General features: G+C 50.9%; 11 protein-coding genes and 5 tRNA genes. All 16 read right to left on the reverse strand.

What is annotated here, in order from left to right; translation table 11 throughout:
- Positions 1-29: 29 nt before the first annotated feature.
- The 16 genes from GZH47_RS32790 to GZH47_RS32865 all read right to left on the reverse strand — a co-directional run bounded on the left by GZH47_RS32790 (position 30) and on the right by GZH47_RS32865 (position 12,130).
- The gene (locus tag GZH47_RS32790) at positions 30-1,484 is read right to left on the reverse strand and encodes a hypothetical protein (RefSeq protein ID WP_162645810.1); all 1,455 of its coding nucleotides are present in this window, start codon (positions 1,482-1,484) and stop codon (positions 30-32) included.
- A gap of 6 nt (positions 1,485-1,490) precedes the next feature.
- Positions 1,491-3,770, reverse strand: a complete 2,280-nt coding sequence (locus tag GZH47_RS32795; protein ID WP_162645811.1) for a hypothetical protein — start codon at positions 3,768-3,770, stop codon at positions 1,491-1,493.
- 83 nt (positions 3,771-3,853) lie between these two features.
- Positions 3,854-5,125, reverse strand: a complete 1,272-nt coding sequence (locus tag GZH47_RS32800) for a hypothetical protein (RefSeq protein ID WP_162645812.1) — start codon at positions 5,123-5,125, stop codon at positions 3,854-3,856.
- A 172-nt stretch (positions 5,126-5,297) separates the two neighbouring features.
- The gene (locus tag GZH47_RS32805; RefSeq protein WP_162645813.1) at positions 5,298-7,139 is read right to left on the reverse strand and encodes a terminase large subunit domain-containing protein; all 1,842 of its coding nucleotides are present in this window, start codon (positions 7,137-7,139) and stop codon (positions 5,298-5,300) included.
- Entirely contained in the window at positions 7,081-7,476 is a 396-nt protein-coding gene (locus tag GZH47_RS32810; protein ID WP_162645814.1) for a hypothetical protein, read from the reverse strand. The genes GZH47_RS32805 and GZH47_RS32810 overlap by 59 nt, the downstream gene beginning before the upstream one ends.
- 5 nt (positions 7,477-7,481) lie before the next feature.
- On the reverse strand, positions 7,482-7,931 hold the full coding sequence (locus GZH47_RS32815; protein ID WP_162645815.1) for a hypothetical protein: 450 nt from the start codon (positions 7,929-7,931) through the stop codon (positions 7,482-7,484).
- Between the two features lie 15 nt (positions 7,932-7,946).
- On the reverse strand, positions 7,947-8,411 hold the full coding sequence (locus GZH47_RS32820; protein ID WP_162645816.1) for a hypothetical protein: 465 nt from the start codon (positions 8,409-8,411) through the stop codon (positions 7,947-7,949).
- A gap of 2 nt (positions 8,412-8,413) precedes the next feature.
- Positions 8,414-8,746, reverse strand: a complete 333-nt coding sequence (locus GZH47_RS32825; RefSeq protein ID WP_162645817.1) for a hypothetical protein — start codon at positions 8,744-8,746, stop codon at positions 8,414-8,416.
- 4 nt (positions 8,747-8,750) lie between these two features.
- Positions 8,751-9,488, reverse strand: a complete 738-nt coding sequence (locus GZH47_RS32830; RefSeq protein WP_162645818.1) for a hypothetical protein — start codon at positions 9,486-9,488, stop codon at positions 8,751-8,753.
- A 351-nt stretch (positions 9,489-9,839) separates the two neighbouring features.
- Entirely contained in the window at positions 9,840-11,051 is a 1,212-nt protein-coding gene (locus GZH47_RS32835) for a ParM/StbA family protein (protein WP_162645819.1), read from the reverse strand.
- Between the two features lie 413 nt (positions 11,052-11,464).
- On the reverse strand, positions 11,465-11,701 hold the full coding sequence (locus tag GZH47_RS32840) for a hypothetical protein (RefSeq protein WP_162645820.1): 237 nt from the start codon (positions 11,699-11,701) through the stop codon (positions 11,465-11,467).
- A 35-nt stretch (positions 11,702-11,736) separates the two neighbouring features.
- Positions 11,737-11,813: transfer RNA gene (locus GZH47_RS32845), tRNA-Pro, on the reverse strand.
- A gap of 5 nt (positions 11,814-11,818) precedes the next feature.
- Positions 11,819-11,892, reverse strand: a tRNA-Pro gene (locus GZH47_RS32850).
- 3 nt (positions 11,893-11,895) lie between these two features.
- Positions 11,896-11,971 (reverse strand) — tRNA-Asn (locus tag GZH47_RS32855).
- Between the two features lie 4 nt (positions 11,972-11,975).
- Positions 11,976-12,049 (reverse strand) — tRNA-Trp (locus GZH47_RS32860).
- 4 nt (positions 12,050-12,053) lie between these two features.
- Positions 12,054-12,130: transfer RNA gene (locus tag GZH47_RS32865), tRNA-Met, on the reverse strand.
- Between the last annotated feature and the right edge of the window lie 144 nt (positions 12,131-12,274).

Here is a 12,274-nt window from a genome sequence, read left to right on the forward strand (position 1 = left end):
TTGAATTCACTCCTTTTTTTAGTGACGGATTACCGTCCTTTTCGTTTGTTTGCGCCGCCGAACATGCTCGAAATCATGTTGACTCCGTCTGCAAGAGTCATTGGCTTTTTGTCGCCTTCCTCGGTGGAACCACCAGGTGCTCCAGCACCAGGATTGGTTACGCTGCCCGGCTCCGGACGAGCTTGCTTGGCTTCAGCGACAAGGTCGTTGTAGGTGTTTTCCAAGGATTCTTTGGAGCGGGAAACGTGAGAATTTACTGCTTCTTCACGATCGACGCCTACCACATCCGGCTTGTTCAAGGACCGCTTCATATCCACGACCTTCTCAGCAAGCATGCGGTGAATCTTGGATTGGAGGTTTGCATTCTCTTGAAGTGCGGCTTGGTACTCGCCTTCTTTGGTTTGCAATTCTCCCGTCAGCCTTTGGTTTTCCGTGGTCAAGTTCGTGTTTTGGCCTTCAAGTGTCGTAACACGCAACTTCAAGTCCGTAACACTTTCTTGAACTGGAGCTGCAGGCGGCGTCGCAGGTGGATCTGCTGGTGTCGCTGCAGGCGGATCTTGCCCTTCTGTCGTAGACACAGGTGGTGTAGCCGGCGGATCCGCAGGAGGTGTTGCAGCTGGCTGCTGTTGTCCCTCTTCCGGAGTAGCACCAGGTACTTGATTGTTTTCAGGCTCAGGTTCGTCCTTCATCGGTCTTTTGCTCCCTTCTTCGAAAGTCAAGAGTTTGTCGAGTGCCGACCGTAGGTCTTGACCTGCGTTTTCGTACAGATTCACATGCGGATTGGCAGCAGTCTGGTACAATCCTTCTGCGATCTGGATGATGTCCATGCCAATGGACTCTTTCGTGCCGCCTTCTTCGCCTTCAACCACCGTCACCGATGTATTTCCAGCGTGCTCGTCCGCAGGCACGTTCACATAACTGACTTCCCGGCCGAATGTATTCCCGATGATAAAGTGGGCGGTTTGGCCCTCATAGGATTCTCCCGGATAGTGATCACACCATTCTTCAATGCGGTTCGTTCCACAAATATTGCACGTTACCTTATCCGTGCTCGCCCCAATTGATACGGTCTGGTAACGCCCATCAAGCACTTTCTCGATAGCGTCCGGATCTGTGACTTCAACAGTGAACATCAAGCCGGCTTTACCGGATTGCGTTACATCGCTGAACTCCGCTTTGAGGATCCGTCCGATCGGTTCGCCGCTATACTGATTGTGGTGAGTGAGTACAGGTTTTGGTCGAGGAGTTGTCCAGCTCTCTAAGCCTCCCTGCAAACCCTCTTTCGTATAGAAAGTGTAGTTGGCGGTTCGCCCTACATGAATGGCCTCCATCTGAACAATCAGCTTTCGCCGTTTGCCGGTGGCGGATTCATTCAGAACTTTGACGGACTCTTGATTGATCTTGGCGGTTACGCCGTGTCGCTCGTCGATTCCGTCTTTCGGAAATAGCCGTTTACCTTGGTGTTCTTGCAACGTGTACCTCATTTCGATTCACCTCCCTCCAAGTGTCAGCGGGCAATCGCAATTCGGATGCCACGGCGGTATTTGATCAAATATAGTCATCTCATCCAAGGATGAGAGGCGACTCAAATCGATAGGGGCCTGCGATTTCTCCAGACACGTAGGGCACGAGCCTTCTGTATACTCGGCGTATACTTCGGATTCGCCGTACCGAACCATCGCAAGCACGTAACCGTAGTTGAATGTCTTAGCAATCAGCGTCCGGCATAGTAATGCGTTGCGATACCGCAAGGACTGGAATACGCCTTTGACTCGAAGCATTGCTTCAACTGGATCATCCAGGTTCTCGAGCTTCTCCGAAAGCATGCTATGTAGCAGCTTCTCTGTCGTATCGAACGATTTTTTAGAAGATTCGGATACGACTCGCATCGCCAGTGAGGAATCGATCGAAGCCAGCCGGTTGCGTTTGGCGTCCTTCATGGCCTCTTTGATGCCTTCGCCGAGGGCGCCATTGGCTGCCTTCTGCACCTGCTGAACCATCTTGTCCTTCCCAAAGTGGATGGACGACAGCAAGGTATTGGATTCCGTCATCGGGAACGCCTTTCGATCTTGCGCCCGCTTCATTTCGCTAACGACATCACTTTCAATATCCGAGTAGATCGCTTCGATGCCGGCTTGCAGCTCCTCGACTCGTTCACTTGGGTATCGTGTAAATACCGACTCCTGAAGATCGACTTCCCATTTAGCATCAGGCGCCTTTCGCTCATTGATCGGACCAACATACCGGAAAAACCCAATCGCAGGGTATTTCTCTTGGTAATACTGTTCCGAATACGACCACTCGGTGGATTTCTTCGGACCGGACCGGGTGCCGTGCTGATTGCTTGGCTGCTGCTTGTTGTCGGTCGAAGCCGATCCAGCAGCGGCGGCGGCGGCGGCTTGATCCAGACTTGCCTGGTGCTCGGCTTGCTGCATGCCTATCATCTGGAAATATAGGCGAGACTCGTCGGCCACAGGATCAGATCCCATGTTTTTGCGAGTTTCTTCCCATGTCTGCAGATTGTGTTCAAACTTAAAGATTTCATGAGTGTCCATCTTGATCCGCATCTCTTGTTCGATCTCGTTAAAGACGAAATCGACGTTGAAATCCGGATTGGCCATTGGATCGAATCCGCCTTCCAGAAGAAGCTCCTCAATCATGAACTTGTCGATTTGAACCTGGATCTGCTGCTGCCAGCCTTTGACACGGTCCACCTTCATACCGCTCATGGAGTCGGCGGTGTTTCGGTTGGCGGTGTCGCCACGACCCATATCGACTGCGCTCATCCCCATGCCCGTAAAGACTCGGTTCTCAAAGTAGTCCATCAGTGGCCGGACGTCCATCGTATTGATGTTGACGGCCTCGATTTTATGTCGCTCCGGCAGCACAATGGCGCCATCGGTTGGCATATCGCTGATAACGGTTTGAAGCTCCGTGATCTCTTCCGGAGAGGACTCCCAGCCCGGTTTATCCAGCCCCACCGTATAGGCTAGGAGCGGGAATATGTGCCTGTACAAGAGGAGCGCCGCATTCTCTTCAACCTTCCGCAGCAAGCGGATATCGTCGATCATAGGGGCGGCCCAAGGTGATCCAAACGCTTGGCCGGCTGGACGATTCACAGCAATGTGAATCATGTCTTCCGGCTTGAAAACGAGCGCATCACCCTGTCCTTGCACCTCCTGTTTATAGGAGAGCACGGTTCCGTTCGCATCACGAGCGACCGTAATCGTTTGCGGCGGCAAACGGAAATACCCAGCAATAGGATCTTTAGCCGGTAGAACTGCAAGTGCAGTTACGCCCGGCGGAAGTCCGACACCCTTTTTCGCTCTTGCCTTTACAATGAAGCTGTTCGCATAGCGAACGATGTCATCGCCGATTCCCTGGAACAGTTCTTCCGTAGGAATCAAAGTAGCGATGGCGATCATTTCAAGGCGTAAACGGAGGTAATCCAGCGCTTGTTCGTTCTTTCCCTTGAAGTGATACCCTGATTTAAAAATCAGTTCTCGGTATCGCATGACGGCCTGAGTAAGATAAGAATCTCGCTCGATGGCTGTTGCAATCAAGGTAAGATCGGCTGCTGGTCCCTCAAAGTTGTCTCGGCCACTACCACCTGATCCGTTGCTGAGTTGATAACCAATGCGCTTAACCTGGACTTGCTTAGGGTCTCGATTAATCGTGACCCCGCTGCCACCCGATCCAGCGCCGCCCGGTGGTGTCGGTGCGTTCTGCAAGCCTATTCTCCGCATCATTTGTTTGAACAGTTTTGCCAAGAACAACACCTCCCCCGTCTGCGACTATTGGCTTCATATCTTCATTAATTATACATGAACGGTGTAGTGCATTACACACTCCGCTATATGGCGTAGCCTTGAGCCTTTAGATAATCCTGCGCCCATTCCTCGGTGACGACACTCACATCTTCCAAATCCTCAATTATTTTCAGGAATCTGCGTATTTCCTCTTTCTTTTGAATCAGGCCCATTTGATCGTCATAAAAAACGGACTCTTGCTGATAAAATCGAAGGATATCTGCGTTTCCACTTTGGTATTTGTCGCCGGTCGTTTTCATCGAATCGACAAGCAAAGTGGCAAGCTTTTGGAAGGTATCGGTGCTATTCTCATTTTGGTTGTACAGCCAATCTTGAAGACCTTGGCCGGACTTCACTTTCAGCTGCTGATAGAACCAGAGCTGCTTCGAAACAAACTGCTCTTTCTGGTCATTAATGGACTGGTATTGTCCTTTTAGCTGTGTGTGCTTGGTCTTGAGATCCCGGAATGCCAGAATCAGGTGCGACTGAGCGCCGGAACGATCTGTCAGTGTTGAGATCTGCATGATCATGTCATGAGTGCCGTCTCCGAGCACCAGTTGCGGCTGTTCAATCAGCTGCTTGGCTTTCTCTGTCACCTGCATAAACATCAAGTACCGATTACGGTGGATATAAGAAGCGTCGGCAAGTGTCGTATGAAACTCTGATTTGTCTCGCTTCGCCGCATCCTGGCTGGCCAGCTCTTCCTCGAGGGCAGCAACTTGTCGCTGGATGTCGTTTTCATCAACAGATTCATCGTCGCCATGTTCCTGGTACAGCTGCTGGATCTTCTCCTCAATCTCAAGGAACTTGAGCTCCATCTGCGTCCATCCGGCGATCGAAGAGTGCTCTGCGTTCAGCAGATCTTCTACGTTTCGTTCATCCGTGATCTGGTTACGGTAATGGGTGTCAATAAAGCTGCGCCGGCTATCGACGGACTTTTTCATGTGGAAGAGGATCGTATAGACCTCATAGTCCGGAGCCCCATGGTGGTCGCTGTATTTGTCTTCCCATGCTATTATTTTCGCACTGTCGCCGGCCGCCAGGTCGCCTTTGTACGCCTTGAAATCAGCTGTCGCCTGTCGCCCTTCGATAGTCTGCATAATAGCCTCAATTGCTTTAGACAATGCATCATAGTCTATCAAGCTTTGAGCGATCGTGAAATCCTTGGCTCGCTCGATCTTGATAATCGTGTTCGGATTAACCATGGCGATGCGCTCTCGATCGGGCATAACAACCTGTGGTCGATACATGACCTGTTCCCGCTCATAGGGAGTATCAATCCCAGTCTTTCCATACAGCTCATCCATCTCTTCCATGCGATCAGCCCTTTCGGTGAAATAAATATGTAAAGCGCCGGATTGCTCCGGCGCCCCAGGGAAAGAGATGAGCCTAGCCAAAAAAGGGGACAGGGGATAATGTGGCCTTTCCACCTCTCAGGGGGATGCTAAGAGGGACGACGCATTATTTCAGGCACTCCCAGATTCACAGTTAGAACCTGGCCCTTTTTGATGGCTTTGCTGCAGTAGACCCTCGACCCCACGGATTCGACGCTCCTGACTTGGAGTATCCAAGCGGAACGCTATTCCAGTGCCAGGCCGGATTGTCTTTTGCTTCTCTTTCAGCTCTTTTGATAGGAATGTAGACGTCACGGTTGCCGCCAAAGACTTTCTCCGTTAACTTCTTTTCCTGATTATGTTTTACGGGTAATGCCTTACGTGTTACCCTGATTTCTTCAAGGATCTTTGTGATATCTGGAAACTCGAGCGTAAAGCCCATGATCGTCAGCATGAAGGCATCGAGCGCATGCTCATTTTCGCTGGTATAAACCGGCTTACCATTCTGAGAGATCCGAATGACCTGATAATCCATCATTTGCTTCCAGATCATGTCGTCAAAAGGTGAAAGAATGATCTGATCCCGATCCAAGAGAATCGAAGTTTGGTTGATCATGAAGTTCTTTGCGTCTTTCTTTTCGACTTCACGAGTACCAGGATCTCGAATCTCAATGGCTTGCGAGAAATGGACCCTCTTGACCTTTTTAAGCAGCCCGGATTCCGGGTGATCAAGTCCGTACTTATGAAGCATCTCGATTTGATACTCACCATGACCCGCATCGATATACCAGAATTTCGGGTCAAAGATTTCATTCAGTTCAATAATCTTCTGAACAGCGTTGTCGTAGGTAAAATCGCCTCGAGGAATCTCTACCCGGATGGTCGGACGGAACTTTTTGTGCAGCTCGTCGAACTCGGAAATCACGATTTGCGTGGCATTTGCGTATTTATCCCAGTCCACTCCGCCAACTCGAATCGCTTTCGGAGCGGGTCTAGTTTTAGTATACGGTCCGAAGTAAACGATGTCATTCACGGCCATGCCCTGCTTCTCGTACTGCGACCGCTCCCAGAGGTTCAGATCACGATATGAATATAGATATTGCGATTTTGCTCGCTCAACTGCCGATTTGCTGAATACTCCGACCGTTTCTTCTCCAAAGTCCGCCATTACCTCGTGAATATACGCCTGCTCCGTCATCGTTGCACGAAGCTCGCCCTCTAATTGCTCATCCCAATCTGGGTTAACCATGGATGGGAAGTGGTACGAATTGTAGCCGGTATGAGGGTTCGTACAGACCTCATAGAAGAAGTCACGTTTTCCTGTTGGCGTAGAAGAACACCAGATGCCGATCCGCTTCGGATCCTCGACGGCAATGGCTGTGGTGGCGTCGATGCCGCCACGGTCCATATAATCGATCTCATCCATGAAGATCCAGTCGGCCCGTTGTCCACGGATGGATGCACCGGCATTACCCTGGGTGGCGCCGACGGTAAAACCCATGATTGACGAGCCGTTACCAAATTGAATGATGAACGGATTCTTGGTATTGGATGTTACGGCGTCTGCCAGCTCCTCGCAGCCGTTAATCATCTCATTGATCCGCATGAAAATGAGACGAATCTGGTTCTCATATGGCGCAGCGATGACAAGCCTCGCATTCTTATGATGAAAGGCATACCATAAACAGAATATTACCATTGTCTCTGTTTTTCCTACCCGTCGTCCCATCCGAACTGCTAGGCGGCGTGCGCCTTTCATAATGTCTCGGATGAGTCTTCGCTGGTACCAACGGGCTTTCCATGGATTACCCTTTGGATCTTTCAGCTTCCAGAGCGCCCATTTGATGGGATCAGAGCGGAGATTCCGCTCCATTTCGTCCATATGTTCATCTGAAATCGGTTCTGCATATACTTCGGCTTCTGCGGCTGACATTGGCTCACCTACTCTGATCTTGAATGAATCCAGCGAGAAGGCCAAATCCAATAGCAGATCCATAGTTCACTATTCGTCCGATGGGTGTCTTCACCCCATGATCGGGAATCTTCGACAGCGCCCGCCGGACTCGATTTTCTTCGCTCATTCCTCTGGCCAGGAAGTGATCCCCGAAACTGCCCTTATTATATAGGAGCTCGTCACGAACGAATTTACTGGCCCGATTATCCGCATTAAACAACTGCTTCCCAAAAGCTTGTCCAGTCCCGGCAACCGTGAGCGCAGCCTCTTGAGCTGCGCCCTGGACCATACCGAAACCGACCGCCTTCATGGCCCTGCCCCATTGATACTGGAACTCAGACTCATCTGTTTTCTGGTACGGCTGGTTGCTGTGCATCATGTCGATCACCCCTTATTGAGGCTGTCGATACCTGCTCCAACAAGACCCATACCTAAGATGCCCGCCGCATATCGCACTGCAGCACCTTTTCCGGAACCGAAATGCTTGCCGTAGAACGATTTTCTTGTCGCTTCAGTTGGCGGAACATAACTCGTACCCCGAGGCATGTCGTTGTATGGCCCACCTGGACCGAGCGCAAGCGGAGCTGCAGCGCCATTGCCGAGGTAGCCTGCGCCATTTGCGTAATTGCTCGCTTGCATGTTCATCCGGCGAACAGCTGCTGGAGCGGATGCTGCGGCTCCAGGCGAACGATCACGAGCCGCCTCAAGACCACGCTGATGGGCTCGTTTCGAGAAATAGTGTGCTGCCCCGATGCCGCCGGCGCCCGCCGCTGCACCTACCGCTGCACCGTTCCATACACTATCATTCGTCACTCGCTGATAGGGTTGATTCATCGTGTTCTCCTCCTTCTAGTAGAGCTTTCTTGCCCCACGGGCATGGTTGGCCATGACGCCTGCTGCAGTTTGTCGAGCATTCATCATACTGTTCATCCCCTGGGTCTTCATCCATTGCTGCGTTTCATTTTCAGTGAAGCCGCCGCCGAACATCTGCGACTTGGCACCAAGCCCGGACGCTGCCTGGTCTACTGCATCCATAACAGCTGGAGCTGCTTGCAAAGCGGCCATCCCGAGCATGGCTCCCCATCCACCTGGCATCATCGCCCAGAAAGCATTCGTCGCTACTGCCTTTGCGGCAGCCGGCAGAACACTTTCGCCGTCCTTCACCCTGCTGTAGAAATCAAAGCCAGTGAAGCCGTAACTCATGAGACCTCCGCCAACCTTGCCGGCCCACTTTCCTTTTGCCGCCTGAACCGGTGCCTCAGCGGACCGTGATCCAGCCGATTGGGCCGCCCCGTATGGAACGCCTTGCTGCATGATTACGCACCTCCGTTCCGGAGATTATGAAGCGCAAATACGAGATCGCCTGTTGCGCCAAGCGCCGGATCGCCGCCGTTTCGAGCCGTGTACCCCTTGCCGTCTGCTTGTGTGGACTGCAGCGACTGGATGCCCCGGTTGTCATTGGCGTAAATTGTAGCCAAATCATGATGATACTCATTGGCTGACGACACGGTATGATAGGCGGTCATGGCGCCAAGGACGCCCCATCCAGCTAACTTCCCGGTCTTTCCAAGCTCATAGCCGCTATACAGGTTGTCCAAGCCTCGACGGCCTGTCTTGTTGATCCAGTCTCCTCTGAATCGCACTGCCATGAGATCACTCTCCTTCTTCGAAACCGATCGGCTGCGCCTCAATTACGGTGGCAGATCCATTCATGCGGGCGTAGTAGGCTTTTTCGGCTTCGTCTTCCTGCTCCTCTAAAAAGGTCACGTCCGTCTTGAGCTTGAGCATCTCTGCCGCTCGTTGGGACGGATCCACCTCGACAGTAATCTTGGTGCCCTCTTTATCTTTACGTGTCGAGTTCATCAACTGCATGGTCTTGAACAGACTTTGGCGCAGCTTCTCTTTGTACTCGACAACCGGGTGCAGCTCGGACTTGGTGATTGGCTCGGAGTCTTCCGTCATACCGATCGTATTCTGAATAATAAAGTCGGCGTCGATCGCCATTTTATTGTCGCAACGGAGCATCGTAACGCCGATATCGACGAGCTCTCGAATCATAATTAAATCCACTGTGCTGCGTGGGTCTTCCGGCTTTATCTTAAAGTGCTCACAATATCGGTCATAGAGATCCTCAATCGCCGCAATCTCAATCGGACATTTCTCTTCTACCGGCGCCATATCTGCTTTGTACAGGAAGCAATTCTCCCGGTATGGGCAAGCCTGCCCCTTGCAGATGATCGGAACGCTGGCATAAAGGCCGTGCTTCGTGTTTCGCATACGTTTCGCCACATCAATGGCTGCCACGGCATCCGGATTAAGTGTCCATGCGGTTGGATTCAGGTTCTGGGATACAGTAAGCTTCCCAGCTTCGGTTTTTGGTCCTGTACTCATCCCTGCACATCCCTCTGAAAATAAAATAGAGGCCGGCGCCCTCACCCCCTATTATCCCAATCGGTGTTAGTTAGGGCGGCGCCTAGACCCCTGCTTCTTAATTTTACACCCTAGCCATAGAGCAACTAAAACCCGCTCCTGGCGCAACAAAAAAAGCAGCTCCCGGTATTGGGAGCTGCTCGTTGGTTCATTCAGATGGTTTGTTGTTTTCCTGCTTATTCTTCTCGATTTCTATCGCAAGCTTGAGCAGGCGGCGTACTTCGTGTGATTGGTCGCCTTTAGGGATCTCGTCGAAGTGATCCTTTATGGCTGTATCCACGTCCCTTATTCTCGCTTGTAAGAGCATATTGGTCACACTGCCTCTTCAAGCATTTGGAGGAATGGCACTACGTATTCCTCGAAGATTTCATCTTGCGGCATGCCCTTTTGAACCAGGTTCAGGACCGCCATTTCATAGAATCCGATAACGTTGCTGTATTGAGCCATTTCGGCTTTGAACAGACCACCAACGTTTTTCGACTTGAATGCCAAGACGAGAGAATCGAAGAAGATATCGGCGCCGCCACCGGTGATCAGGATACCCTGCAGACGCTGAATCTCACTGCCCCATGCTCGGGTTACTTCGTCCACGATCAGTTCAGCAACCTCTTCCACGGATTCTGTGATTTCTGGCGTCACGTCGTGAGTTTCTCCAGCGTACCACAGCGACTTCGTGCGGATCATTACGTCAAGATCCGTATCAGTTGCCTTGTACTCGTAGCCTTCTGCAGCGAACTTAATCGCAAGTTTCGTGCGCAGCTTGTCGTACACAAGGTTCGTCGCTTCAGTGGAGATTGAAGTGCCTTCTTCTTCACGGATGAATCCATCTTCGAAGAGTGCGGCATCCGTTGTGCCTTGGCCGATGTCAATGACGCCATGATATTTTGGTGCTTTGCCGGCAGGCAGCAGCAACGTTTTTTCTTCCCTATAGTTAGGATTGAATCTGTAGGTATGATCGAGAACCGTTCCTTCCGGCTGGCGGATGATATCGACATCGATTACGTTGATTTTCTTGATTACAGTTTTTCCATGGCCCAAGTTGAATGTGATCTCAAAGGATTGCTTCAAGTATTCGACCAGCTTGTCCGCATAAATTTTACCGTAATCTTCATTCGGTACGCCTGTCTCCAGGATAACGTCGTACTCGCCTTCTTCATCTGGAACACCAAGGGCGATCGCTGTGCGGAACAAGACTTGGCTGTCTGTATCTGTTGCACGATCACGAGCCTCTGTACGGTTCGATGTGCGTCCGCCGGTTTTCGTGCGGGCCTGGTCGCCAACCATATGTGTTTTTCCGTCGATCGTTACAACCAGCTTCTGACGGTTGATTTCATCAAAATTGAACAATTTCGTGCTCGGCTGTCCGGAAACCACGATGCTTGGAAACACGTACTGAATCCCTGCACTGGAAAGGAGCTTGCCCCATCCGAAACCCATGTCAAGTGCGATTAGAATTGGACGTTTCGTCTTTGCCAATGGAATACCGGACTTCGGTGCTGCCTTGGATGAACTTGCTGCTGGCATATGTATGTTCCACCTTTCATTTTGTCATACGATGTATGAACATGTATGAATCTGTATGACAATAATAGCATGTCCAAAATGCAGATGCAAGAACAATTTTCCATTAGAATTCGTCAGTATTTTTCGCTAAAAAACGCAAAAACAGCGGGTGTGCCGCCCGCTGTTAGTGCATTCCGTATTCAATGTGATCAGGAGGTGCTCCATGAACAAAGATCGATCAGTGACTATTAACAGTGTAATGCATTACACCATTAAAATCAAGATTTAATTTGTCCATCATGCGAACCTTTGTTCCTATATTTTATAGGAGAACACATGTTCTGTAAATAGGCCATAATAAAATAAAAAATCCCCGATTATCTCGGAGATTGGTTATTGGAGGCGGCGATCGATACGACCTCCGCCGGACGCCCTTATTCAGCTGCTACGAAGACCTTTTCTACCTGGCCGTAAACGAACCCCGGTTGCTCTACGTTGTGCTCGATAAATGCTTTCGCATCGTCGTAGGTTTCAACAGGATCACTTTCGATCTTGTCGATGGCGAAAAAGCTTCCGTCTTTTGCTTCAGCGGGATGCATCTGCTCAAGGATTTCTGCAGGAATCTCGGATTTGACGCTTACCACGCCGATAAATTTTTCAATCAATGGCATATTGTTCACCTCATCCTTGGCAATGTAAATGGTTATGGTCGGGATGACACGATTTGAACATGCGACTCCCTGCTCCCAAAGCAGGCGCTCTACCAAGCTGAGCTACATCCCGATACGGGCAGCGTGATCGGACTCGAACCGCACAACAATCCCCTTCCACAGGAGATGCTTTTCCGTTAAGCTAACGCTGCATATGGCTGACCGACCAGGGTTCGAACCTGGGACCCACGGATTAACAGTCCGTTGCTCTACCTGCTGAGCTATCGATCAAAATTGGCACCGGCTGAAGGATTCGAACCAACGCTGACGGTTTTGGAGACCGCTGTTCTACCATTGAACTAAGCCGATATGTTGGTTGCAGAGGAGGGATTCGAACCCCCGACCTTCTGGGCATGAGCCAGACGAGCTACCATGCTGCTCTACTCCGCTATAATAAGGAGGTGCCCTCGCCCCGTTCAATAACGATCGAACCAATGTCCGGTCGCCTAACGAGGCGAGAACAACAAATGCCAGTACCTTCCGCAAGGAGGAACATGACTCGCCGAAATCAATATACCATATTGCGTAACGCAT

This window comes from Paenibacillus rhizovicinus (genome assembly GCF_010365285.1).
Taxonomy (GTDB): Bacteria; Bacillota; Bacilli; order Paenibacillales; family Paenibacillaceae; genus Paenibacillus_Z; species Paenibacillus_Z rhizovicinus.

Excerpts from the sequence above, each read along its gene's own strand:
- GZH47_RS32790 (WP_162645810.1), bottom strand. The coding sequence starts at position 1,484 with ATGAGGTACACGTTGCAAGAACACCAAGGTAAACGGCTATTTCCGAAA.
- GZH47_RS32800 (WP_162645812.1), bottom strand. The coding sequence starts at position 5,125 with ATGGAAGAGATGGATGAGCTGTATGGAAAGACTGGGATTGATACTCCC.
- GZH47_RS32805 (WP_162645813.1), bottom strand. The coding sequence starts at position 7,139 with ATGGATCTGCTATTGGATTTGGCCTTCTCGCTGGATTCATTCAAGATC.
- GZH47_RS32810 (WP_162645814.1), bottom strand. The coding sequence starts at position 7,476 with ATGATGCACAGCAACCAGCCGTACCAGAAAACAGATGAGTCTGAGTTC.
- GZH47_RS32815 (WP_162645815.1), bottom strand. The coding sequence starts at position 7,931 with ATGAATCAACCCTATCAGCGAGTGACGAATGATAGTGTATGGAACGGT.
- GZH47_RS32820 (WP_162645816.1), bottom strand. The coding sequence starts at position 8,411 with ATGCAGCAAGGCGTTCCATACGGGGCGGCCCAATCGGCTGGATCACGG.
- GZH47_RS32825 (WP_162645817.1), bottom strand. The coding sequence starts at position 8,746 with ATGGCAGTGCGATTCAGAGGAGACTGGATCAACAAGACAGGCCGTCGA.
- GZH47_RS32830 (WP_162645818.1), bottom strand. The coding sequence starts at position 9,488 with ATGAGTACAGGACCAAAAACCGAAGCTGGGAAGCTTACTGTATCCCAG.
- GZH47_RS32835 (WP_162645819.1), bottom strand. The coding sequence starts at position 11,051 with ATGCCAGCAGCAAGTTCATCCAAGGCAGCACCGAAGTCCGGTATTCCA.
- GZH47_RS32840 (WP_162645820.1), bottom strand. The coding sequence starts at position 11,701 with ATGCCATTGATTGAAAAATTTATCGGCGTGGTAAGCGTCAAATCCGAG.